Source organism: Streptococcus sp. A11 (assembly GCF_043674225.1).
Lineage (GTDB): Bacteria > Bacillota > Bacilli > Lactobacillales > Streptococcaceae > Streptococcus > Streptococcus suis_V.
The window spans coordinates 28904-53153 of sequence record NZ_JBIMJS010000004.1; the positions used below are offsets into that span (position 1 = coordinate 28904).

General features: G+C 46.8%; 23 protein-coding genes and 1 tRNA gene. 17 read left to right on the top strand and 7 right to left on the bottom strand.

Annotated elements, in window-relative coordinates; translation table 11 throughout:
* Window positions 1-76: 76 nt before the first annotated feature.
* From rsmA to ACHBIF_RS03375, 3 genes are all read left to right on the top strand, one after another.
* Window positions 77-949, top strand: coding sequence for a 16S rRNA (adenine(1518)-N(6)/adenine(1519)-N(6))-dimethyltransferase RsmA (gene rsmA / locus ACHBIF_RS03365; RefSeq protein WP_394718641.1), 873 nt, complete (start codon window positions 77-79; stop codon window positions 947-949).
* Window positions 950-1150: 201 nt separating this feature from the next.
* Complete coding sequence (locus ACHBIF_RS03370; protein ID WP_394718643.1) at window positions 1151-2881, top strand: hypothetical protein; 1731 nt, start codon at window positions 1151-1153, stop codon at window positions 2879-2881.
* Window positions 2882-2893: 12 nt separating this feature from the next.
* Window positions 2894-5326 (top strand): LTA synthase family protein, encoded by a 2433-nt coding sequence (locus ACHBIF_RS03375; protein WP_394718645.1) that lies wholly within the window; start codon window positions 2894-2896, stop codon window positions 5324-5326.
* Window positions 5327-5379: 53 nt separating this feature from the next.
* Here the strand turns inward: ACHBIF_RS03375 and ACHBIF_RS03380 are convergent.
* Window positions 5380-5461, bottom strand: a tRNA-Leu gene (locus ACHBIF_RS03380).
* 262 nt (window positions 5462-5723) lie between these two features.
* On the opposite strand from ACHBIF_RS03380, the gene ACHBIF_RS03385 reads away from it, so the two are divergent.
* The 8 genes from ACHBIF_RS03385 to purR all read left to right on the top strand — a co-directional run bounded on the left by ACHBIF_RS03385 (window position 5724) and on the right by purR (window position 13187).
* Window positions 5724-6914, top strand: a complete 1191-nt coding sequence (locus ACHBIF_RS03385; RefSeq protein WP_394718647.1) for a cation:proton antiporter — start codon at window positions 5724-5726, stop codon at window positions 6912-6914.
* A 135-nt stretch (window positions 6915-7049) separates the two neighbouring features.
* Window positions 7050-7925 (top strand): ribosome small subunit-dependent GTPase A, encoded by an 876-nt coding sequence (gene rsgA, locus ACHBIF_RS03390; RefSeq protein WP_105160347.1) that lies wholly within the window; start codon window positions 7050-7052, stop codon window positions 7923-7925.
* 13 nt (window positions 7926-7938) lie between these two features.
* Window positions 7939-8598: a ribulose-phosphate 3-epimerase gene (gene rpe / locus ACHBIF_RS03395; RefSeq protein WP_105160346.1), complete on the top strand. Its 660-nt coding sequence runs from the start codon at window positions 7939-7941 to the stop codon at window positions 8596-8598.
* The gene (locus tag ACHBIF_RS03400) at window positions 8591-9223 is read left to right on the top strand and encodes a thiamine diphosphokinase (RefSeq protein WP_394718650.1); all 633 of its coding nucleotides are present in this window, start codon (window positions 8591-8593) and stop codon (window positions 9221-9223) included. The genes rpe and ACHBIF_RS03400 overlap by 8 nt, the downstream gene beginning before the upstream one ends.
* A complete protein-coding gene (locus ACHBIF_RS03405) occupies window positions 9224-10462 on the top strand; it encodes a DNA recombination protein RmuC (protein ID WP_105160344.1) in 1239 nt (412 codons plus the stop codon).
* A complete protein-coding gene (locus ACHBIF_RS03410; RefSeq protein ID WP_105136987.1) occupies window positions 10452-11396 on the top strand; it encodes a 3'-5' exoribonuclease YhaM family protein in 945 nt (314 codons plus the stop codon). The genes ACHBIF_RS03405 and ACHBIF_RS03410 overlap by 11 nt, the downstream gene beginning before the upstream one ends.
* Window positions 11393-12277 carry a phosphotransferase gene (locus ACHBIF_RS03415; RefSeq protein WP_238143418.1) on the top strand — a complete coding sequence of 295 codons (885 nt, stop codon included), beginning with the start codon at window positions 11393-11395 and terminating at the stop codon, window positions 12275-12277. Before ACHBIF_RS03410 ends, ACHBIF_RS03415 begins: the two co-directional genes overlap by 4 nt.
* A 91-nt stretch (window positions 12278-12368) precedes the next feature.
* A complete protein-coding gene (gene purR / locus ACHBIF_RS03420) occupies window positions 12369-13187 on the top strand; it encodes a pur operon repressor (RefSeq protein WP_105111720.1) in 819 nt (272 codons plus the stop codon).
* Window positions 13188-13308: 121 nt separating this feature from the next.
* On the opposite strand, the gene ACHBIF_RS03425 is transcribed toward purR, so the two are convergent.
* A complete protein-coding gene (locus ACHBIF_RS03425) occupies window positions 13309-13689 on the bottom strand; it encodes a thioredoxin family protein (RefSeq protein WP_394718811.1) in 381 nt (126 codons plus the stop codon).
* A 234-nt stretch (window positions 13690-13923) separates the two neighbouring features.
* Here ACHBIF_RS03425 and relB point away from each other — a divergent pair, with 234 nt between their 5' ends.
* The 6 genes from relB (at window position 13924) to pnuC (ending at window position 19420) form a co-directional block, all read left to right on the top strand.
* Window positions 13924-14145, top strand: coding sequence for a type II toxin-antitoxin system RelB family antitoxin (relB, locus tag ACHBIF_RS03430; RefSeq protein ID WP_105111718.1), 222 nt, complete (start codon window positions 13924-13926; stop codon window positions 14143-14145).
* A 1-nt stretch (window position 14146) separates the two neighbouring features.
* The gene (locus ACHBIF_RS03435) at window positions 14147-14395 is read left to right on the top strand and encodes a type II toxin-antitoxin system RelE/ParE family toxin (protein ID WP_394718654.1); all 249 of its coding nucleotides are present in this window, start codon (window positions 14147-14149) and stop codon (window positions 14393-14395) included.
* Between the two features lie 194 nt (window positions 14396-14589).
* Window positions 14590-15048 carry a CtsR family transcriptional regulator gene (locus ACHBIF_RS03440; protein ID WP_125265901.1) on the top strand — a complete coding sequence of 153 codons (459 nt, stop codon included), beginning with the start codon at window positions 14590-14592 and terminating at the stop codon, window positions 15046-15048.
* 4 nt (window positions 15049-15052) lie between these two features.
* Window positions 15053-17503 carry an ATP-dependent Clp protease ATP-binding subunit gene (locus ACHBIF_RS03445; protein WP_394718657.1) on the top strand — a complete coding sequence of 817 codons (2451 nt, stop codon included), beginning with the start codon at window positions 15053-15055 and terminating at the stop codon, window positions 17501-17503.
* A gap of 60 nt (window positions 17504-17563) precedes the next feature.
* Entirely contained in the window at window positions 17564-18601 is a 1038-nt protein-coding gene (locus ACHBIF_RS03450; RefSeq protein ID WP_105111714.1) for an AAA family ATPase, read from the top strand.
* 15 nt (window positions 18602-18616) lie between these two features.
* Entirely contained in the window at window positions 18617-19420 is an 804-nt protein-coding gene (gene pnuC, locus ACHBIF_RS03455; protein ID WP_170241968.1) for a nicotinamide riboside transporter PnuC, read from the top strand.
* Window positions 19421-19481: 61 nt separating this feature from the next.
* On the opposite strand, the gene ACHBIF_RS03460 is transcribed toward pnuC, so the two are convergent.
* From ACHBIF_RS03460 to ACHBIF_RS03480, 5 genes are all read right to left on the bottom strand, one after another.
* Window positions 19482-20306 carry a C39 family peptidase gene (locus ACHBIF_RS03460; RefSeq protein ID WP_105111712.1) on the bottom strand — a complete coding sequence of 275 codons (825 nt, stop codon included), beginning with the start codon at window positions 20304-20306 and terminating at the stop codon, window positions 19482-19484.
* A 185-nt stretch (window positions 20307-20491) separates the two neighbouring features.
* The gene (dusB, locus tag ACHBIF_RS03465) at window positions 20492-21496 is read right to left on the bottom strand and encodes a tRNA dihydrouridine synthase DusB (protein ID WP_394718660.1); all 1005 of its coding nucleotides are present in this window, start codon (window positions 21494-21496) and stop codon (window positions 20492-20494) included.
* Entirely contained in the window at window positions 21489-22355 is an 867-nt protein-coding gene (gene hslO, locus ACHBIF_RS03470; RefSeq protein WP_136670659.1) for an Hsp33 family molecular chaperone HslO, read from the bottom strand. Before hslO ends, dusB begins: the two co-directional genes overlap by 8 nt.
* 80 nt (window positions 22356-22435) lie before the next feature.
* Window positions 22436-23392, bottom strand: coding sequence for a 1-phosphofructokinase family hexose kinase (locus ACHBIF_RS03475; RefSeq protein WP_394718663.1), 957 nt, complete (start codon window positions 23390-23392; stop codon window positions 22436-22438).
* Between the two features lie 23 nt (window positions 23393-23415).
* Window positions 23416-24153, bottom strand: a complete 738-nt coding sequence (locus tag ACHBIF_RS03480) for a DeoR/GlpR family DNA-binding transcription regulator (protein ID WP_394718665.1) — start codon at window positions 24151-24153, stop codon at window positions 23416-23418.
* Window positions 24154-24250: the final 97 nt, after the last annotated feature.

Sequence of the window (24250 nt, forward strand, 5' to 3'; positions counted from 1 at the left end):
ACTGACTAAAATTGATGTTGTTACCTCGCTGTCTATCTGAAGCTTGCCTAGAAATAAAAAACAAGAAAGAACACACATGAGAATCGCAGACAAAAACGTTACCCGCGCCGTCCTGGAACGCCACGGGTTTACCTTTAAGAAATCCTTCGGTCAGAACTTTTTGACCGATACCAATATTTTACAGAAGATTGTAGATACGGCTGAGATTGACCAGAATGTCAATGTCATCGAAATCGGGCCTGGAATCGGGGCCTTGACCGAGTTTTTGGCGGAGAGTGCCGCCGAAGTCATGGCCTTTGAAATTGACGACCGCCTGATTCCGATTTTGGCGGATACCTTGGGTCGCTTTGACAATGTGACTGTGGTCAACCAAGATATCCTAAAGACCGACCTGCAGACCCAGATTCAGAATTTCAAGAATCCTGACCTACCCATCAAGGTTGTGGCCAACCTGCCCTACTACATCACTACCCCCATCCTCATGCACCTGATTGAGAGCAAGATTCCCTTCAGCGAGTTCGTGGTCATGATGCAGCGGGAGGTGGCCGACCGCATTTCTGCCGAGCCAAACACCAAGGCCTACGGCAGTCTGTCCATCGCGGTTCAGTACTACATGACTGCCAAGGTGGCCTTCATCGTGCCTCGCACTGTCTTTGTACCTGCACCAAACGTGGACTCCGCCATTCTCAAAATGGTACGCCGTGACCAACCCCTGGTGAACGTCAAGGATGAAGATTTCTTCTTCCGTGTGTCCAAGGCCAGCTTTGTTCACCGCCGCAAGACCTTGTGGAACAACCTGACCAACCATTTTGGCAAGTCCGAAGAAGTCAAGGACAAGCTGACGCAGGCACTTGGCATGGCAGAGCTGGAAGCCAGTGTCCGTGGAGAAGCACTTTCCATGGCTGACTTCACGCGCCTGTCTGACAGCCTACAAGAAGTCGGTTTATAAGCAAGTATTGATTGCGGAGAAATCTGCAATCAATATTTATTTTAATGGAAAATTTTTTTCTGTTTGCCTTGTTCGTTGACAGTGGGTGGAAAGCTTGCTATACTGAAAAGTGACTAACTTTTGAAAAATATTGTCTGCAAATTGGCAGAATATTTACAAAAACAAGAGAGGATTTCCCTCTTTTTTTATGAAGGTATCGATATGTTAAAAACTATGCTAAAAAAGCATCCCCATTTAGTAGCCCTGGGCCTATTTGTGGGCTTTTCTTTATTATTATTGGTTCCCCACTTGCTCACTAAGGGCATGGTGACAGGTGCGGACTTGATTTTCCACTACAATCGTTTCTATGGTGCGGCTATGCAGATGAAGGAGGGGAATTTCTCCTATATCATCAGTTTGTATGGCTACCAGCAGTCAGGACGGATTGTCAATGCTCTCTATGGACCTTATTTTGCCTATTTACAGGGGGCGCTAGTTCTTTTAAGTGGGACCTGGTTCCGCTATCAGATTTTATCCAATCTTTTCTTGGGAACTCTGAGTGCAACCTCCCTCTATTTCCTCATGCGTGAGGTCAAGGTCAAATATGCTCACTCCATTCTCTTGTCCATGTTCTTTGTGACGACCTATTCCATTCAGTATTGGTGGGCGACCCAAGGATTTACCAGCTGGGGAGTGGCTCTCTTTCCGCTTTGTTTAATCCCTGCAGTCCGCTTCTTGCAGACCAAAAAAGTACCGAAATTCCTCATGGCAGGAGCGGTAGGGCTCATGTTGCAGGTTCATATGCTATCGACCTTGTTCTTGGTCATTGCCTATGGCATTCTCTTCCTTATTGGTTGGTGGAAATCAGACCAAAAAATGAAGATTATTGGGCAAGTAGCCCTGTCGGTAGGGATTTTTCTGCTCCTGACTATCAATATCTGGTTGCCACTGGTTTATATCAATGCAACCAACGCTTTGGTACCACCATTTGTTAACAAAAAATTTGTACTCAATACCGTAACGTGGCTCAAAACAGCCTTTCTATACTATCCATATCCATTGCCAATTTTCTTTGGGACCTATCTCTATTTCTTGGTGAAAAATTGGAAGAAACAATCGCTGGTTCTGGCTGGTCTTGCTTTTACCTACGCAGTATTTTTGATTTTGTCAACCAACCTCTTCCCTTGGCAATTAGTAGCTGGCAAGGGGATTGACTTAGTTGAGTTGATCCAATTTCCATTCCGCTTTTTCCTCTATGCCAATGCTCTTTTACTGGCAGTCGTAGGGGTCCAGGTTTCTGGTTTGTCAGAAAAAATGCAGAAAATCTTTTCTGGTTTGACGATTATTTCTTTGCTTGTTTCGGTTGGTTTCCTCTGGAATGAAAGTTATAAGGAAATCAATGGGCATTATTACAGTGATACTTTCCTGCAAAAACGAATTCATACGACCTTGTACGGGACGACGGAAGAGTTACAGGCTTCATTTCATTCTAAAGACTTGGGCGAATTTATCCAGATTGCTCAGAAATCCACGCCGGACTATGTACCAGATTTATCAGAAAAGACTGGACATCTGACCAACGAAGAGTCGGATAATACCTATTTTACCTATCGTGACCAAGTGATTTTACCAAATCAAGATTTTGCCAAAGAAGTTGATGGTAATCAGCTGGTGGTGACTTGGACGGCGTCAGAAGCAGAAGAAACTGCGGTACCAGTTATTGTTTACCAAGACAGTCAGCTTGTTTTGAATAACACCGTTTTAGATAGAGAGGCTGTAGAACTTTCCGAAATCGGTGTGCCAACGGTTACCAGCCAACCGGGGAAGAATACCCTTGTCCTATCCTACAAACAACAATGGTGGTTACTGCCAGTTATCATTATCAGTTTGACTGGATGGCTAGTCTGGTCGATGTGCTACATCTTTATTTACCGAAAATCAAGCCTTTCCTAAGAGAGAAATGTTATGAAACAAATCAATCCAAAGGCAAGCAAGCAATTTATTCTGGTTATGATTATGACCGTTTTGCTGGCGATGGGTCGGGCTCTATTGCTAAGTGGAGTATCTTTCCCGCTCTGGTTTATCCCCCTGCCCTTGCTTGCCTATCTTATTTTTACTTTTTATATCTTGGTCCTGCTGGATAAGTACGAACAGTTTATCAAGACCAAAACCTTTGCCAAGTATGTCGGCTATTTTCTAGGCTTTCTGTATCTTGTCAATCTAGTCTATCGGCTCAATGCCAAGAAATATCAACCCTGGAATATTTTCCGTAATAATCTCTTTCAATTTGAGTTTCTATTGATGTTGGCTCTTCCAGTATTGTTGGCATTTTTATGGCGGAAGAAGACGGGAATTCGAGAAAAATTAAGCCAGTGGTCAGCCAATCACTTGGTACCAGATGGCTATTTGCTCTTGACCAGTTTGCTTTCTCTCAGCCCTCTAGCTATCTCTTATTGGAAAGATAGCCATTATGAGAGTTTGGTTGAGAAAGGTTCTTACATAGAGTTTTTCAGCCAGACACCGCTGTTTGCGCCTATTCATTTTATAGGGACATATATATTTCTCCGCTATCTTCATAAGGCATTTGTAGAGTTTAAGGCCAATCGGACCAATGTCCACAGCATGGTCTTTATCAGTCTGGTGCTGGCAAGCCTGTCCCATATCGGCTATCAGGTCTCTATGGCTGGGGCGACGGGGTCTTATTTTACCCGCCATCTCTTCCCTGGTGCCATTATTTTTCAGATAGGCTGTCTCTTTTTGCTCAACGTCATCATCAGCCTAATGCTCAATCGCCAGGTCCTGTCGGCGGCTGTTATTGCCAGTCTCAATGTGACCTTGATTACAGCCAATTTCCTCAAATTCCGCTACCGGTCAGAGCCTCTGACTCCAAATGATTTCAAGTGGATTGGAAATATGGGGATGATTCTCAGCTTCATCAGTTTGCGCATTGTCCTTGTATCAGTCGTCTTTCTAATCATCGCCGCTTATTTCTATCGTCGTATTCACAGGCGCTATTTCCTGGGGTCAATTGTAAAGACCTTCTGGAAGCGCTTGGTGACGGTTGCCATGATTGTTTTCTTGATTGTGGGAATGGGCTTTGCTATCCGCAAGGAAAAAGACCACAAGATTGCCAGTTGGATACCGATTTTGTCCCAGGTCAATAATTGGCGGAACGTGGATTGGAAGGGCTATGCTTTCGTGGCTCGTTATCGCACGCTATCCTTCCTCTGGCTGCAACAGTTGAGTAAGACCAGCATGGAAGAACCGCAGGGATATTCGGAGAAAACCATTAAGGCTATCGTCAAGAAATATGAAAAGCTGGCAGAGGAAATCAACGCCGAACGTGCCAATCAGCTGACCGACCAGACCGTTATTTACATTCTCAGCGAGAGTCTGGCGGACCCGAGACGGATTCCGGGTGTGACCTTGAGCCAAAATGTCCTGCCAAATATTGAGCAGATTATGAGCCAGACGACCAGCGGTCTCATGAAGAGTGACCATTATGGTGGGGGTACGGCTAATATTGAGTTTCAGGTTTACAGTGGCTTGCCTTTTTACAATTACAATTCGTCCATTTCGTCTGTCTATCTGGATGTGGCACCTCGGATGAAGAAGTTGCCAAGTATCAGTGATTTGTATGCGGACACGGCGCGTGTGGCCATCCATCCTTATTTTGATACCAGTTACAACCGCAATGCCATCTACAAGCAGCTGGGGATTGAGCAATTTTACACCTTGAACTCTACGACCCATCCTATTGCGGTGACGGCTGAGGATTATCAGGGGAATTTTGTCAGCGACAAGAAGACCTATGATTTGATACTGGAGCAGGTGCGGTCAGGTAATCCTCGATTTGTCTCGGCTATAACCATGCAAAACCATGTCCAGTGGCACTCAGAGGAGCCAGTTGCCATTACAGGTACAGGGGTCAATTTCACGGCTGAGGAAAATGCCAATTTGACCAGCTATGCAAGACTTTTATCCTTTACGGACCAGTCGACCCGTGATTTCTTGGACCAGCTCAAGCAGTTGGATCAAAAGGTAACGGTTGTCTTCTATGGCGACCACCTGCCGGGGCTCTATCCTGAGTCAGCTTTTGTGACAGACCCTAGCCTCCAATACAAGACGGATTACTTCATTTGGAGCAATTTTGAGACGGAGGACCGTCATTACGAGTTGGTCAATTCCAGCGATATGAATGCCCTCATGCTAGAGACCACCAATGCCAAGGTCAGCCCTTACTATGCCCTCTTGACGGAAGTCCTCCACAAGGACCGAGTGGGTTTGACCGAGCGCGATGCCAAGGTAGCAGAAGAACTCAAGATGGTCCAGTACGACCTATCGACAGGCAAGGGCTACCTGCTCAAACAAAAGAATTTCTTTAAGGTTACGGAATAACACTAAAACCCAAGCCAGTTGTCTGACTCGGGTTTTGAGTTTTTATCATGATATGCGGAGGAAGGGATTTGAACCCTCACACCCGATGGGCACATGCGCCTGAAGCATGCGTGTCTGCCGTTCCACCACCTCCGCTTATAGATACTATTATACTACGTTTTTCTTCATTTGGCTAGAGGCAAATGCAACTTTACATCTTTCTCTATTTGGCTTATACTGGGAGTGGGCCAGAACTCAGAAAGTTGAAAGAGTTCGTTTGCCCCCACAGCTTCAAAGGTTCCTCGAGCCTTTTGAACAATCAACCCCTGCGCTAATGTGTTTCTCCTAATCAAATAGTTTGGTGTAGGAGTTTATACCAATCTAGATTTGAATTTTTCTTGGAGAAATGAGGGGGTTTATGTTATTGTCTTTGGCCTTAATTTGTATAGCAGCGGTTACTGTTTCTTGGCTATGCCAAAAGGGTGGTCTGCCTAAAATCATTGGTTTCCTGCTTGTTGGTATGCTGCTGGGACCCTATGTTGGGAATTGGATTGATAGGAGTTTATTGGATAATTCAGCAGATATTCGTAAGATTGCCCTGATTATTATTTTGATAAAGGCAGGTTTGACCATAAAATTATCGGATTTCAAGACCATTGGTCGGTCAGCCGTGCTTATGTCCTTCCTACCAGCCTGTGCAGAGTTGGTCGGCTATACCCTGTTTGCGCCTCTTTTCTTTGACCTGTCCTATGGAGAGGCCGCTCTGATGGGCAGTGTCATGGCAGCAGTATCTCCTGCGGTTGTTGTTCCGCGCATGGTGGACTTGATTGAAAATAAAGTTGGCCATGAGAAGAAAATTCCCCAATTGATACTGGCGGGGGCCTCCTTTGACGATGTGGTGGTGATTGTCCTGTTTACGGCCTTCCTTAGCCTGGTTCAGAAGGGGGATTTCCAAGTCCTATCCCTGGTCAATATTCCACTGACTATTCTGACCAGTATGCTAGTGGGGGTCTTGGCAGGCTTAGCCTTTGCCAGGTTCTTGAAAACAATTCGCCAGTCTGACAGTCTTCCTCCTATCTACCAATACCTCTTGCTCTTTAGCTTGTCCTTCTTGTTGGCGACGATTGAGGCCCGCTATGCCAATCAGTTTCCATTCTCAGGCTTGTTGGCTATTCTGGTGGCGACCATGGTGGTCAATCGTCAGGCCTTGCCGGTTGAGGTTGCAGGGTTTGCTGGTTTCTTTAGCCGTTTGTGGGTCATTGGGGAAATTTTCCTCTTTGCCTTGGTCGGGTCCATCGTGGATATTTCCTACGTTGCAGTGGCTGGTTTGCCAGCGCTGGGCTTGATTGCTCTGACCTTGGTCATCCGCTCCCTGGGTGTCTGGCTTAGCGTCAGTGGCAATGGCTTTAGTAAGTGGGAAAAGCTGTTCTGTGTCATTGCCTATCTGCCCAAGGCAACTGTTCAGGCGGCTATCGGTGGTATTCCCCTGGCGACCGGTCTGGCTAGTGGGCAATTGATTTTATCTGTGGCTGTTTTGGGGATTCTAGTCACCGCACCTCTAGGAGCTATCCTGCTGGACCGATTTGGCAAAGAATTACTAGAAAAATAGCCGTAAGTAGAAAAACGCACTATGGATAAAAAGAGTCAGTTTTTAGATGAGGGAGTAGCAGTTAAACACCTGTTATTCCCTTTTTTCTAGGGAATTTTGGTATAATACTTATAAGAATACCCAAAGGAGTCTTGTTTGCAAGGAAGAATTATTAAGGCCTTGGCTGGTTTTTACTATGTCGAGGCGGATGGACAGATTTATCAGACCCGAGCGCGGGGAAATTTTCGCAAGAAAGGCCAGACGCCCTACGTTGGAGATTTTGTGGACTTTTCGGCTGAGGAGCAGTCGGAGGGCTACATTTTAAAAATCCATGAGCGCAAGAATAGCTTGGTGCGGCCACCCATTGTCAATATTGACCAAGCGGTCGTGATTATGTCGGCCAAGGAGCCGGATTTTAATGCCAATCTCTTAGACCGTTTTTTGGTGCTCTTGGAGCAAAAGGAGATGGAACCGATTGTTTACATTTCCAAGATGGATTTGCTGGAGGACCATGCGGAAATGGATGCCTTCAAGGCCATCTATGAAAAAATTGGCTATCCCTTCATTTTCAGCTTGGAGGAGCTGACGCCGCTCTTAACCGACAAGGTCACGGTCTTTATGGGTCAGACAGGTGTGGGCAAGTCGACCCTGCTCAATCGCCTTGCGCCAGATTTGGCCTTAGAAACGGGGGCGATTTCAGACAGCCTTGGTCGCGGTCGCCATACGACACGTGCGGTCAGTTTTTACAATGTATTCGGCGGGAAAATTGCGGATACACCGGGCTTTTCATCCTTGGACTACGAGGTCAAGGAGGCAGAGGCTCTGACGGATTGTTTCCCAGAAATTGCGGAGGCCAGTCAGGCTTGCAAGTTCAGAACTTGTACTCATACTCACGAGCCGGACTGTGCGGTCAAGGCTGCGGTAGAAAGCTCTGCCATTTCCCAAAGTCGCTTTGACAATTACCTGCAATTTTTGAGCGAAATCCAAAATCAGCGCGAAACCTATAGCAAAGTTAGTAAGAAATTCAAATAGAAAGTTGGTTCCTATGTCACATTACAAGATTGCGCCATCTATCTTGGCGGCAGATTATGCAAATTTTCAATCAGAACTGGAGCGCCTAGAGGCGGTTGGTGTTGAATATGTCCACATCGACGTCATGGACGGTCATTTTGTGCCCAATATCAGTTTCGGTGCCGACGTGGTGGCTGCCATGCGTCCCCATAGCAAACTGGTCTTTGACTGCCATTTGATGGTGTCCAATCCAGAAAATCATATCGAAACCTTTGCCCGTGCGGGTGCGGACATTTTAACCATTCACGCTGAGGCGACCCTACATCTGCATGGAACCTTACAGAAAATCCATGCGGCGGGTATGAAGGTTGGCGTGGTTATCAATCCGGGTACGCCTTTGGTGACCATTGAGCCTGTGCTCAATTTGGTGGACCAAGTGCTCCTGATGACAGTCAATCCGGGCTTCGGCGGACAGGCCTACATTCCAGAGGTGGCTGAAAAGATTGCAGCCTTGGTGGAAACGCGCAAGGCTAAGGGATTGGATTTTGACATCGAGGTCGACGGTGGTATTGACGATAAGACCATTCATTCTGCCAAGGACGCGGGCGCTAACGTCTTTGTGGCTGGCTCCTTCCTCTTCAAGGGTGACTTGGAGGCCAATGTTGCCAAGTTGAGAGCGGCTCTTCATGATTAGGGTCGCAGTTGTCGCTGGTGGACAGTTTGATAGCTTGCCTGCGCCTGCGGACCTATATGTGGGCGTAGATGCGGGTTGTTTACGGCTTTTGGAAAATGACCTTCCTCTTGATATGGCAGTTGGCGATTTTGACTCGGTCAGCCCAGCGGATTTATCGCGGATTGAGGAAAGAGCAGAGCTGGTTATCAAGGCACCAGCTGAGAAGGATGATACGGACTTGGAATTGGCGCTCAAGGAGATTTTCAAGCGGCATCAAACGGCACAGGTTCAGATTTACGCAGCCTTTGGCGGTCGAATGGACCATGCCATGACCAATTTGTTTCTGGCAGCAGAACCTGATTTGGCGCCATTTATGGAGCATATCGAGCTAGTGGACCAGCAGAATGTCATTCGTTTTCGGCCGTCTGGACAGCACAGGATTTCACCGATTGCGAGTATGACCTATATTTCCTTCATGCCGTCCGACGGCAGTCGCTTGACCATCAAACATGCCAAGTATCCCTTGGACGACGAAAATTATTTTTACAAAAAATGCTACGCCTCTAACGAATTTATAGGTAGGGACATGGACATCAGTCTGGACACAGGCTATGTGGTCCTGATTTACAGCAAGGATAAGGATTAGATGGAAATACTACAAATCATCTTGCTGCTTTTGGTCGTGATCGGTTTGGTCTTTCTCTATGGAAAATGGCAGAGCTTGTCTCTGATGTTGCAAGACCAGGCCGAGGACACTGCTGACCAATTGTCGGACCAGTTGACCTATCAATTGGAATCAACCAGTCTCAAGCAGCAACAGGTTCTCAGCCGTGAAGTCAATGAACTCCGGCGTGAACTCTATCAACAATTAACAGACATTCGGCAGGATATTCACCACAGTCTCCTGCAAAATCGTGATGCCACTGACCAGCGCCTCCAAGCTATTCAGGAGTCCAACGAAAAACGCTTGGAAGAGATGCGCCAGACGGTGGAAGAAAAATTAGAGAAAACCCTGCAAACTCGCCTGCAAGCCTCATTTGAAACAGTGTCCAAGCAGTTGGAATCTGTCAATCGTGGATTGGGTGAGATGCAGACAGTGGCGCGTGATGTTGGTAGCCTCAATAAGGTTTTGTCCGGAACCAAGTCGCGAGGCATCATGGGTGAGCTCCAGCTGGGACAGATTATCGAGGATATTTTGACGCCCAGCCAGTACGAGAGGGAATTTGCGACGGTTAAGGGTTCCGGAGAGCGGGTCGAATATGCTGTCAAGTTGCCGGGGCAATCAGTAGAGGATTATGTCTACCTGCCCATTGACTCCAAGTTTCCACTGGCGGATTATTACCGTTTGGAAGATGCTTATGAAACCGGCGACAGGGACCAAATTGACTTTCACCGCAAGCAACTGTTGGCGGCTATCAAGCGCTTTGCCAAGGATATTCAGAGCAAGTATTTGAACCCGCCTGAAACGACCAATTTTGGTGTGCTCTTTTTGCCAACCGAGGGGCTCTATGCGGAAGTGGTCCGCAATCCCATTTTCTTTGATGACCTGCGCCGGCAGGAAAACATTGTAGTGGCAGGTCCGACGACCCTATCTGCCTTGCTCAATTCCCTATCCGTCGGCTTTAAGACCCTCAATATTCAGCGGTCGGCAGATGATATCAGCAAGGTCTTAGGCAATGTCAAGCTGGAATTTGGCAAGTTCAGCGATCTATTAATCAAGGCCCAGCGCCAGATTAACCAAGCTAGCTCCAATATTGACAAGCTCCTGACGACACGGACGTCAGCCATTGAGCGGACCCTGCGCACCATTGAACTCTACGAAGACGACCAGACCAAGGGTCTGCTCGGCATTTCTCCATTAGAAGAGGATTTAGATGAAAATTAACCAAATGAAAGCAGATGAGTTCTTCGAAGGATTTTATCTGATCAAGTCAGCCGATGTTCGTCAGACCAGAGCTGGCAAGGATTATCTAGCCCTGACTTTCCAAGACGATACGGGCGAGATTGATGGCAAGGTTTGGGATGCCCAACCGGGAAAAATCAAGGATTTTGTGGCTGGAGTGGTCGTTCATGTCCAAGGACGCCGCGAGGTTTACAATAATACGCCTCAGGTCAATCAGTTGGTGATCCGTTTGCCGAAAGCTGGCGAGCCAAATGATCCTGCAGATTTTAAGGAAAAACCGCCTGTTGATGTCAAGGACACCAAGGACTACCTGAGTCAGATGATTTTCCAGATTGAAAATGCGACTTGGCAGCGCATCGTTCGGGCTCTCTACAGCAAGTACGAAAAGGAATTTTATTCCTATCCAGCGGCCAAGACCAATCACCATGCCTTTTACTCCGGTTTGTCTTTCCACACGGCGACCATGGTTCGTCTGGCGGACAAGATTGGCGATGTCTATCCGCAGCTCAACAAGAGCCTGCTCTTTGCCGGGATTATGTTGCACGACTTAGCCAAGGTCATTGAATTGACAGGTCCAGACAATACGGGCTATACTGTTCGGGGCAATCTGATTGGGCACATTTCCTTGATTGATGAAGAAATTACCAAGGTTCTGATGGAATTGGGCATTGATGATAGTCTGGAAGAAGTAACCGTTCTCCGCCATGTTATTCTCAGCCACCATGGTTTGCTGGAATATGGTAGCCCAGTTCGTCCGCAAATCATGGAGGCAGAAATTCTCCACATGATTGACAACATTGATGCGGAAATGATGATGATGCTGACGGCTCTGGAAAAAGTGGGACCGGGCGAGATGACCAGCCGTATCTTTGCCATGGATAATCGCGCCTTCTACAAACCGGATATTGACCAATGAAGATGAAAACCAAACTGATTGCGTGCCAGCCCATCACCAAGGGCTGGTCTGCTGACCAAAAGTTTCTGGCTGTGGATAAACATGGTCAGAAATTTTTATTACGGATTGCGCTTGTGGAAAAGTTGGCTGATAAGCAGGCTGAATTTGCCCTACTCAAAATCTTGTTTGAGAGGAATTTGCCAGTGCAAAAAACAGTCGAATTGACTTATGATGGTCAGTCAGTCTACCAGATTTTTGAGTGGATTGAGGGGGAGGATTTGAGACAGGTGGCTCCGAATTTGTCGGATGAAACTCTCTATGAGCTAGGTTGCCAAGCGGGGAAGCTATTAAAAGTCCTTCATCAAATCCCAATTGACCAGACTAGCTTGGATTGGGAGAGCTATTATCAGGCTAAAATTGACAAAAAGACTGCGGCTTACCAGACTGCTAGCCATGCTTATGAGCAGGGGCAGGCTATGTTGGAGTTCATCGAGCGCAGTTGTCACTTGGTAGGGGGTCGTCCGATTGCTTATCACCACGGGGATTTCCATGATGGGAATATGTTGGTGGGCCAGGATGGTCAGCTTTACCTGCTGGATTTTGATCGTTTTGACAAGGGCGATCCTTGGGAGGAGTTCAATCGACTGATATTTACAGTGGAAACTTCTCCAGCTTTGGCTCGAGGGATGCTGGATGCCTATTTTGAAGAGGCTATTCCAGAAGAATTTTGGCAGCTGCTGGCCCTTTATCTGACGGTCAATAGCATTGGAGCCTTGGTCTGGGCGGAAGAGGTGAATCCAGACCAGATTCCTCTGATGAAAACGCAGGCTAAACAGCTTTTTGATTGGTATCAGGGCTATAAGGAGGTCATTCCCTCCTGGTATCTAGGTAAAAACAGATAAAAAACGAAAAAAGCGGACTTTCTTGATAGAAAAAGTTCGCTTTTTGTGTGTTGGTGTGGTATAATGAAAAAAAGTGAAAGAGGAAATTGTTATGAAATTAAGAAGAAGTGAACGGATGGTGGTTATTTCCAATTACCTGATTAACCACCCCTATGAATTAACCAGTTTGAATACCTTTGCGGAAAAGTACGAATCAGCCAAGTCTTCGATTTCAGAGGACATTGCCATTATCAAAAAAGCTTTTGAAGAGAGCTCTATCGGACATATCGAGACCATTACGGGTGCTAGTGGGGGTGTTGTCTTTACGCCGTCTATTTCTAAGGAAGAGTCGATCGAGATTGCCCAGAGCCTTCGCAATCAGATGGCGGAAAGTAGCCGTATCCTGCCTGGTGGCTATATTTATTCGTCGGATTTGCTGTCGACGCCCCATGTATTAAAAAATGTTGGCCGCATTATCGCGGATGCCTTTAAGGCAGAGAAGATTGATGCTGTTATGACCGTGGCGACCAAGGGGGTTCCTTTGGCCAATGCCGTTGCCAACGTCCTCAATGTTCCCTTTGTTATCGTTCGTCGGGACTTGAAAATTACTGAAGGTTCGACCGTTTCGGTCAACTATGTGTCGGGTTCTAGCGACCGGATTGAGAAGATGTTCCTCTCTAAGCGCAGTCTCAAGGCCGGTAGCCGGGTGCTCATTGTCGATGACTTTTTGAAAAATGGTGGCACTATCAACGGTATGATTAGCCTCTTGACAGAGTTTGACTCGACCTTGGTCGGTGTAGCAGTTTTTGCGGAAAATCAAAAAGGCGACCGCAGTGTGGCTAACTACAAGTCTCTGCTAGCCGTGACCGATATCAATGTCAAAGAAAACCGAGTGGACGTTGAGTTGGGAAATATTTTTGATAGCAAGTAATAATCCGTCTCAAGACCGATGGAGAGATGGAAAATTTTGGGTATACTAATACCAATCCTAAATATTTTTCATAATCTCCTTAAAAAGCACTGGCCGTGATGGTCAGTGCTTTTGTGCTGAATTAAGAAAGGAAATTCAAAATCTCTTCTTCCGTCATGCTAGAGTCGCAACGAACTTGGACACCGTCTGCTTTGGCGACGAGGAGACCTGGTACAGTTGGGACACCGTAGTGGTCACGAAGGTTTTGAAGAGCTGGGCTCATCTGGCTAGAGTCCAGGAAGTTGACGGTCAGCTGATTTTCCTGAGCGACCTTGTGGAGTTTCGGTACAAAGCGATTGCAGTAGGGGCAGGTGGCGCGACCGATGAAGAGAATGTCCCCCTCTTTATCTGCCAAGAGCTTTTCAGCCTCTTGCACAGTAACAGTTGTAAAATCTTTGATGTAAGTTTGGAAATCCATAATGTTCACCTCTTTTTTTACATTATAGAAGAATTTAGCAAGAATTACAAAAGTCTGCTACGTTGGGAGCTTTATCTTCTGTAGTTATTGCTCTTGTCCCGTGTTTGTAACTCCTGAACCGTCTTCTAATTCTTGACGTCACTGGCCTCCTAGAGCGTCGGACAGGGTGGGGTAAAAAATAGAGGACGCAGAATTGGAGTAAGTAGAACCATATAAGAGGGGGATAGTTTGCCTTTTTTGGGCAAATGTGCCACAATGTAACACAAAGGAGGGAAAAGCATGGGTACAGTGACAGTTCGATTGAACCAAGAAGAGGAAACTTTTTTCAAAAGTTACGCGCAGTTGACAGGCCAAAGCCTCTCGAGTTTATTTAAGAAGGCGCTGGAGCGGACTATAGAAGATGAGTTTGATTTAAAAATCTACCACCAAGCCTATAAGGAGTACCAAGACGACCCTGAAACCATTTCGCACGCTGACTTCAAGAAAGAGCTAGGTTTTTAACATGTACCGTATTGACTATTCCAAAAGAGCACAGCGTCAGATTCGTAAAATGGATAAGCAGGTACAGAGGTTACTATTTGCCTGGATTGACAAACATCTGGACGGTACAGAAAATCCTAGGCAGCATGGCAAGGTCTTGACAGGTAACCGAGCTAATGAATGGCGCTATCGTATCGGCGATTACAGACTGATTTGCGATATTCAAGAGGATAAGCTGGTTATTCTGGCCCTTGAGTTTGGACACCGTTAAGATATTTATTAGGCTAGTTTGACCAGTCTTTATTGTTTTCCTTGCTTGGTAGATATTTTGAAGAAAAACTAAAGAAATAAATGTTTTTTTCAGACATATTATATGTTCCCATTTGCTTGGAAAAGAGTTTTACTTTAAAAAATCCTCTTTTTAGGGTATAATGGTCAAAGAAAGTCAAAGAAAGAGGCGATTCCATGGCGATGAAAAATACATCAGACTATATCGAAGAGCATATCAAGGCGATCTTGGATCAGGTCAATGTGGCGGAACTCCGTCGGAGTGAATTGGCCAGTCGGTTTGAGGTCGTGCCCAGTCAGATAAACTATGTCATTAAGACACGGTTTACAGCCAGTCGGGGTTATATTGTGGAAAGTAAACGCGGTGGCGGAGGCTATATCCGAATTGGCCGCATTACCTTTTCGGACAAGCATGAATTGGTTCGTGATTTGTTAAATAATATGGGCGACCAGTTGTCTGCGACCGTTTATAATGATATTTTACAGCTCTTGTTTGATGAGAAATTGATGACAGAGCGCGAGGGCAATTTGTTTCTTGCGACGGGTACAGATGAGGTGCTCGGCAAGGAAGCGGCAAGTATCCGGGCCCGCATGATGCGTCAGATTTTACGCCGTTTAGATAGGAAAGAGGATTAGGGGAATGAATATTTCAAAGGGATTGAAACGGGTCTTTGAGGATGCCCAGCTGATTGCCCAACGTTATAGTAGTGATTTGTTGGAGACCTGGCATGTGCTCTTGGCCTTTGTTATCAACCAAGATACAGTGGCTGGAGCGGTCCTGGCAGATTATCCACCTAGTGTGGCAGACTATGAGCATGCTACCTTTGTCGTGACCGAAAAAGTCTATCAGGAGGACATAGAGTCCTTCAAGATTTTGCCGTCGTCCAAGCGTTTGGATGAGAAGGCAGCCAATGCCAAAACCATTGCGCAGGCCGTCAAGGCTAAGGAAGTAGGAACAGAGCATCTTTTCCTAGCCATGCTTTTGGACAAGAAAACAGTGGCCAGTCAGATTTTGGACAAGGTTGGTTTTCACCATGAAGACTCGGATGATAAGATTCGCCTGCTAGATTTGCGGAAAAATCTTGAGACCCGTGCAGGCTTCAACAAGGAAGATCTTAAGGCCATTCGTCTGGCCTTGAAGGGGCGCAAGGCTCCTCAACAGACCATGGGGCAGATGATGGGTGGCGGTATGCCTCAGCCCCAGACAGGTGGTTTGGAAGATTACACCCGTGACTTGACTGCCTTGGCTCGTGAAGGCAAGATGGAGCCTGTTATCGGTCGTGATACTGAGATTTCGCGTATGGTGCAGATTTTATCGCGCAAGACCAAGAATAATCCTGTCTTGGTCGGTGATGCGGGTGTCGGGAAAACAGCCCTGGCCCTGGGACTTGCTCAGCGTATAGCGTCGGGAGATGTTCCGCCTAGTCTGGCTAAGATGCGGGTCTTGGAGCTGGATTTGATGAGTGTGGTTTCTGGGACCCGTTTCCGTGGGGATTTTGAGGAGCGGATGAACAATATCATAAACGACATCGAAGAAGATGGTCAGGTGATTCTTTTCATTGATGAGCTTCATACTATTATGGGCTCTGGTTCTGGGATTGATTCGACCATGGATGCGGCCAATATCCTCAAGCCTGCTCTGGCGCGTGGCACTCTGCGGACGCTTGGTGCGACGACCCAGTCGGAATATCAGAAACATATCGAAAAGGATGCTGCTCTGGTTCGCCGTTTTGCCAAGGTCATCATCGAAGAACCAACAGTGGCGGACAGCATTGCCATTTTGGCAGGTCTCAAAGGGACTTTTGAAAAATACCACAGGGTCCAAATCACAGATAGTGCTGTAGAGACAGCCGTGACCTATGCCAAGCGGTATTTGACCAGCAAACGCCTGCCGGATTCAGCAATTGACTTACTAGACGAATCAGCGGCAAGGGTGCAGAACCGTGTCAAGGGTCAGCCAGTTGCGACAGGCTTGACAGTCCTTGACCAGGCCCTCATGGCTGGCAAATACAAAACGGTCAGCAAGCTCCTCCTGGCTGAGAAAGAGGCTGTTAAAGCCGGCCAAGGTTACGACTTAGAAGTGACGGAGGCAGATATTTTGGAGACCCTCAGTCGCCTGTCGGGTATTCCAGTGCAGAAACTCAGCCAGACAGATGCCAAGAAATACCTGAACCTGGAAGCAGAACTCCACAAGCGGGTCATCGGTCAGGACCAGGCCATCTCAGCTGTCAGCAGAGCCATTCGACGCAATCAGTCTGGCATTCGGACCGGTCGCCGTCCAATTGGTTCCTTTATGTTCCTGGGGCCAACAGGTGTCGGCAAGACCGAGCTGGCTAAGGCCCTGGCAGAAGTCCTCTTTGATGATGAGTCGGCACTAATCCGCTTTGATATGTCCGAGTACATGGAGAAATTTGCGGCCAGCCGCCTCAACGGTGCGCCTCCAGGCTATGTTGGCTATGAAGAGGGTGGCGAGTTGACGGAAAAAGTCCGTAACAAGCCTTACTCTGTTCTTCTCTTTGACGAGGTTGAAAAGGCCCACTCAGATATTTTCAATGTCCTCCTCCAGGTCTTGGACGATGGTGTCTTGACAGACAACAAGGGGCGTAAGGTAGATTTCTCTAATACGATTATTATCATGACCTCCAACCTTGGGGCAACTGCCCTGAGGGACGATAAGACGGTTGGTTTTGGTGCCCTTGATTTGTCCAAGAGCCAGGAGCATGTGGAAAAACGGATTTTCGAGGAATTGAAAAAGGCCTACCGCCCAGAGTTTATCAACCGTATTGATGAAAAGGTTGTCTTCCACAGCCTATCTGAAGCGGATATGCAGGATATTGTCAAGGTCATGGTGCAGCCGCTGATAGCTATCACGGCCGAGCGTGGTCTGACCCTCAAGTTGCAACCGTCTGCTCTCAAACTCCTAGCGACAGAAGGCTACGATCCAGAAATGGGTGCCCGTCCGCTCCGCCGTCTCTTGCAGACCAAGCTGGAAGATTCATTGGCAGAAATGCTCTTGCGTGGTGACCTGGTTGGCGGTCAAACCCTTAAAGTGGGCGTCAAATCTGGCCAATTGAAATTTGACATAGTGTAAGAAGAAAAGGGAGAACATATTCGCCATTTCCCTAAAATATAAAATGTAAATAGGTATCTTATGAAAAAAACTGTTGCTGTTATTTTTGGGACCTTTGCGCCCATGCACAAGGGTCACATTGACCTAATCCAGCGGGCCAAGCGAGCCTGTGACCGAGCGGTTGTCATCGTATCTGGTTATGAAAATGACCGTGGGGACAAGATTGGCCTGGGTCTGCAAAAGCGTTTTCGCTATATTCGTGAAACTTTTAATGACGAGTCCTTGATTTCGGTTTATAAGCTAGACGAAACAGGCATGCCTCCTTATCCAGAAGGTTGGACGCCCTGGCTAGAGGCCTTGCAACAGCTGGTGCAGGCCGGCGAAGACGAGGAATTGGTCTTCTATGTTTCTGAAAAAGAATACTCTGCGGAGCTGGGAGGGCGTGGCTTCAGAGCATCTTTCACCGAGCGTAATTTCGGTATTTCGGCTACCCTGATTCGGGAAAATCCAGCCAAGCACTGGAACCTGATTGCCAAGCCCTTCAGACGGCATTTTTCAAAAAATGTCTTGGTGGTTGGTTCGGCCTCAAACGGCAAGACTACCCTGGTCAAGGATTTGGGACGCTATTATTCCTGTCCTGTCTCCCTAGAGTACGCCCGCTATTACCAAAAGCGCTACAATGTTCGTGACGATGAGTTGACAGGCAAGGATTACAATTACTTGCTGACGGGCCAGTATCGCCAGACCTCTGATTTGATTGACTCAGACACCAATCGTGGGCTGGTCATTGCGGATACCAATGCGACTGTGACCGAGGCCTACTATAACTACTATATCGGCGAAAGCTCCAGCTCCTTCCATTCCCTCTGTGCTGACACGGTCAAGAATGAAAAGTGGGACTTGATTATCTTTGTCCTGCCGACAGGTAACTATGTGGACGACGGTTTTCGGGACATGTCTATGGCCGACCAGGAAGTACGCCATGCTTTTACGGAGTTATTGAAAAAATTAGTGGCAAAAAATCACCCAGATGCGCATTTGGCCTTTATCGGTGGGTCCTATCTGGAAAACTATCAAAAATCCATTGATCTGATTGATGCCATCTATCAGGAATTTTAGGAGAAAAGAGGAGATATGGAAAAAATAAAACAGATGCTGACTGGCTGGGTGGAGGGCATTCGAAATGTCCCTGCCACCTTTGCGAAATTAGGCCAGGCAGCCAAGGAATTAGGATTTTTCGGGCTCTTGAAGGCAGCCTTTGCGGATATGTTTTTGGGACGGACAGCCTTTCAGTGGCTCTATCTCATCGGCCTATCCAGTGTGCCGCTGATTTTAGAGTTTACCAGCGGTAGCGACAAACACGACTGGATGGGGCTCTTTGCCTCCTGGACGGGGATTGTCTGTGTCATCATGGTAGCAGAAGGCCGGGCTAGTAACTATGTTTTTGGTTTTATCAACAGTCTGATTTACTTTGTGCTTTCCTATAATAGTGCCTTTTATGGGGAAGTGATGACAGCTGTTTTCTTCTTGGTCATGCAGCCTATCGGCCTTTATACTTGGTTGGCTGCCCGTGTCAATGAAACCGAGGATGAGACGCCTGAAATCAGCGAATTTGAAACTCGCAGCCTGTCTTTCTTTGGCTGGGTCAAATGGCTGAGCTTCACGGCTCTTGTCTGGGGGATTTTTGGTCTTCTCTACCAATCTATCGGCTCTGCCAGACCCTTCCGAGATTCTGTGACAGACGGAACCAACTGGACAGGGCAATTTCTCATGACTTATCTTTACAGGGAACAGTGGCTCTTCTGGATTGCGACCAACCTCTTTTCTATCTACCTCTGGTGGGGAAATTCCATCCACATGCAGGCCATGTACTGGGTCTACGCTCTCAATAGTGTTGTCGGCTGGTACCAATGGTCCAAGGCTATGAAAAAGGGGTAGGAAATTAAAAACTTAAATACAAAAACAACCTCCGAGTCAGCATTCGGAGGTTTTGCTATTGCTACCAGCCATAATTTGGCTCTTCACAGGTCATCAGGGCTTGGAATAGTTCTTCGGGCGTAGTGACTTTCAGCCCACCGTATCTAGGGTCCTGGACATTGGGAGAGGGGTCGAGGTAGTAGAGCTGCTCAATATCCTTCCCGTCTTCTGTGGTCAGATAGCCAATACCAATGACGTTGTGCTCCCCTTTTTTACTAGGATACATCACAGCGGAGTCAAAAGTGTAGTACATAGGGTAGCCAGCATCAATATTTTCCCTGACCCTCTGCTTAAACAAGGCCATCTCTTGTCCAGCTGGATTAGGGTCCGTCACCGTCGCCAGCCGATAGCCAGCCTGACCATCTGTAGGATATTCATAGCCGAAAAGATGTTTATTGAGGATGCGAATGGCGTCACGATTATGGGTGCCAAAAGGCTCGTAGGTTCCCATTTCAAACGCCAACTGCTTCTGCCCAACATGGACACCCTGACTAGATAGCATCATACTGACAGTCGTCGGAGCGCAGTAGTTCCAGACAGTTTGGATTTGCGGTTGGACACTTAGCTGTTTTTTGATTCGCTTGGATGCCGGCTTTTCCTGCTCTGGTTCGGAACTCGGTGTGGTCTCATTTGGTTCATTTTCTTGGGTAATGGCAGAGCTACTGGAGCTTGAAGAGCTAGGGTTTTTAGTCTGTTCTCCACTTGTTTTGACAACAGAGCTACTTGTCACCTTTACTTCAGGGGAGGTCTGCTCCTGCCGAGGGACAAGCAGAAAAAAGCTGGCAGAGGCAAGAATGAGAGCTAAAGAAGACAGACAGAGACTGATAAGAATAGCTTTTGATTTCATAGCCACCTCCTGGAGGATTTTGTAAAGCATTTCACAATATTAGTATATTATAATTATATGTATTTAGCAAGAACTATCCATAAAAAATGGCTGAGGCATGTCCAACCATTTCCTTATATTTTATTTAGTAACACGTCTTTTGCGGAGATGGCAAAGGAGACCAGCTGGAACTGATCTCCTTTTGTTTATTTAACTTGTTTTGCCTGATAGGCAGCGCGTGCTTGGTCGAAGAGTTCTTGGACTTCTTCGATGGTTTCGGCACGGGATACGGCGCCACGGATCTTGGCAGCACCTGCCGAGCCACGGAGATAGTGGGGAGCTAGGCCACGGAATTCGCGGACGGCAATGCTTTCGCCCTTGAGATTTGTCAAGCGAGTTAGGTGGTCAAAGGCGACATTGAGCTTGTCCTCAAAGGATAGGTCGGGTAGGATTTCACCCGTTTCCAGATAGTGGTTAATCTGGTTGAAGATGTAGGGATTTCCCATAGCGGTCCGGCCGACCATGACAGCGTCAGCCCCAACTTCCTCGATACGCTGGCGGGCATCTTCCACATTGCGGATGTCGCCGTTTGCGATGAAAGGAATCTTGGTCAGGCTGCCGGCAACTCTGGTCAGGGTTTCGAGGTCAACAGTTCCAGTGTACATCTGCTCGCGGGTCCGTCCGTGCATGGCCAGGGCAGCCACACCAGCACTTTCTGCGGCCAGGGCATTTTCGACCGCCAGGTCGGTATTATTCCAACCGGTCCGCATCTTAACGGTCAGAGGAATGTCGAGGACGGAAGTCACTTCCTTGATGATGTGGTAAATCTTGTCAGGGTCCTTGAGCCACTTGGCACCAGCCTCGTTCTTGATGACCTTGTTGACAGGGCAACCCATGTTAATATCTACGATATTGGCCTTGGTGTTTTTCTGAATGAAGTCAGCTGCACGTTTGAGGCCCTCAGCCTCGCCACCGAAGAGCTGGATAGACATAGGGTATTCGTTATCGTCTATATGGAGCATGTGGAGGGTCTTCTCGTTGTTGTAGAGAAGGCCTTTTTCAGAAATCATTTCCATAACCACCAGTCCTGCCCCCATTTCCTTGGCAATGGTACGGAAGGCCGAGTTGGTCACGCCGGCCATTGGGGCCAACACGCAGCGATTGGGGATTTCCACATCACCAATCATGAAAGGGGTGTTGAGATTAGCCATTGATGAGTTCCTCCAAATCGTTTTCGTCAAAGTGGTAATGGGTCTGGCAGAATTGACAGGTGATGTCCACGCCCTTGTCCTCGTCTTTCATCTCTTGCAGGTCGGTTTTTGGCAGACTAGCCAGAGCATCAAGGAAGCGGTCTTTAGAGCAGTCGCAGACAAATCCGATTTCCTCTTCTGACAGGCGTTTGAAGTCGTCGTCGCCATAAATGGCGGATAGCAGAGCTTCTATGTGGTTTTCAGAAGCCAGTAAGCTTGAAATGGCAGGCATTTCCTGGATGCGTTTCTCGAAACGGGCAATTTCAGTCTCAGTCGCACCTGGTAGAACTTGCAACAAGAATCCGCCAGCTACCTTGACCTTGTCTTCTTCGTCCAACAAGACATTAAGTCCTACTGCAGATGGTGTCTGCTGGCTGTCTGTCAGGAAGTAGGCAAAGTCTTCACCAATCTCACCAGAAATCAAAGGTGTCATGGAATTGTAAGGATGACCTGTTCCGTAGTCTGTGATGACCAGGAATTGCCCATTGCCTACAAGAGGTCCAACGATGACTTCGCCAGTCGCTGTCCGCTTGTAATCCAAGTCTGGATTTTGAATGTAGCCCTTGACCTGACCTTTGGTATTGGCAACGGAGATGATAGCCCCAACAGCACCGCTGGCCAAGATTTTCAGGGTGATTTTTGTATCGCCTTTTTCATTGGCGGCCAAAATCTGATTGGCAATGAGAGTGCGCCCCAGAGCAACGGTGGATGACGCCATAGTATCGTGTTTTTCTTGGGCAGTTTTCACGGTTTCTGTGCTGTCTAGCACAAAGGCACGAAAATGCCCGCTTTTTGATAGTGTCTTAATAATTTTATCCATAAGGATTATTATAGCATAAGTGGGGAAAATGGGGAAAGGGAGAGGTTTTTTGAAAAAGAAAACCTCGGTTTATTCCGAGGTTAGTTGTCATGTATAATGGGACGAATGGCGACTTGATCTAGTAAACGTTGCACGATTTCTTTTGGTGCTACACCCACTCCGTTTTCCATGGCATTAGCTGTTCCGCTAGCGATAGCATAACGAATAATGCTTTCATCATCTAGCTTGTTAGCAAATGCGTATATCGCTCCAGCGACAGAAGCATCACCAGATCCCGTTGGATTTACCAAGTCAATCGTAGGAGCAGTCACATCGTAGAGTTGGCCGTTGAATTGAGCAATTGCACCTTGACCACCGCAGGATACCAGCGTGTAGGGAATAGGTGACGGGTTGGTCTGTAGGTGGGTAAGAACTTCTTCTTTTGAAGACAATTCCTGACCAACCAACTCGGAAAACTCATGAATGTTCGGCTTGATGAAGTCAGGCTTGTAGGGGGCTTTGTGGATAATGTTGTACAAGGCTTGACGTGAAAAATCAGTCACAATGGTAATAGGAAAATCCAAGTCCTCTCGGAGTAACTGGACGAGTTCATCATAAAAAGAAGGGTCATCAGAATGAACAGAGCCGTTAAGGGAGATAATGGAAGGTTTTTCTTGTTTGGCAATGTCTAAGATTTGGTTGAAAATGGTCGTTTTCAATTCTGAGCTAACTTTTGGACCAGCCTCTACAATTTCTGTATGGGTCCCTTGGTTGTGCATGACTGTAATGGAGTGTCTGGTTTCATTCTCTACAGGAATATAGAGAGAGTGGAATGTCTCCTCTTCCAAATGTTGCTTGAAAAAGTCACCTGTTTTTCCGCCTACTAGAGCCAGTGAAGTTGCATTGATTCCTAAATGCGAAAGGGCACGGGAACAATTGATTCCTTTACCAGCAGCCATAATGGTAGAAGGGCTGAAACGATTGTGTTTGCCAAGTGTAAATTGCGGTTCAAAATAAAGCAGGTCAACAGAGGGATTTAAGGTAACAATGAGAACCATAGGGGAAATCCTTTCTAGTTAAACTAAGAAATAATCGGTGTATATGCTTCGTAGTGCTCCTTGGTAGTAGAGCTGACACCTTTATCGGTAATAATGGCGGTTAATTGATCCAACTTACCAAAAATGTAGGAATCACTCTTTCCAAATTTGGTGTGGTCGATGACCAAGTAGGTTTCTTTTGTTTGTTTCATGACTTCAGTTTGCAAGCGTCCAGCTGAGGGAGAAAAAGTAGTCATATTGTTTTCAGAAACACCATTGGTTGCCAAAAAAGCATAATCGATTGAAAAGTTTTGAATGAGTTTTTCTGCGTGTAGGCCATGGAATTCAGCTGTTTTAGGGTAGAATTCTCCTCCTGTCAAATGGACATTTTTAAAGTGATGATCAATGAGCCAGTTAAACGTAATCAGGCTATTGGTGATAATGTGTTTGTGGTCGTTTCGCAAGCGTTTGGCCAAGGAAAGAATGGTCGTTCCAGCCCCCAGATAAATGACGCTATCAGGACGAATCATCGCATTAGCAGTTACCGCGATTTCTTCTTTTTCCTTAGTGTTCAGTGTTAATTTTTCATAGGTCGGTTTGACACGGGCCACTTTACGTACACCACCGTGCTCTTTGATGATTTTTTGTTGTTTTTCTAATTCATTGATATCTCGCCGAATGGTCATGATAGAAACACCAAGTTCTTGGGCGAGGTCTGAATAAGAAATGATTTCGGCTCGGTCGGTGATGTCTAAGATTTCCTTTTGCCGATTAGCTTTCATACTATTATTTCCTTTCTATACAGGATAATTCCCCTTGTTCTTTCTATCATATCATAAGACAAAGGGAGATAAAAACCATTTTGTGTAACAAATGATT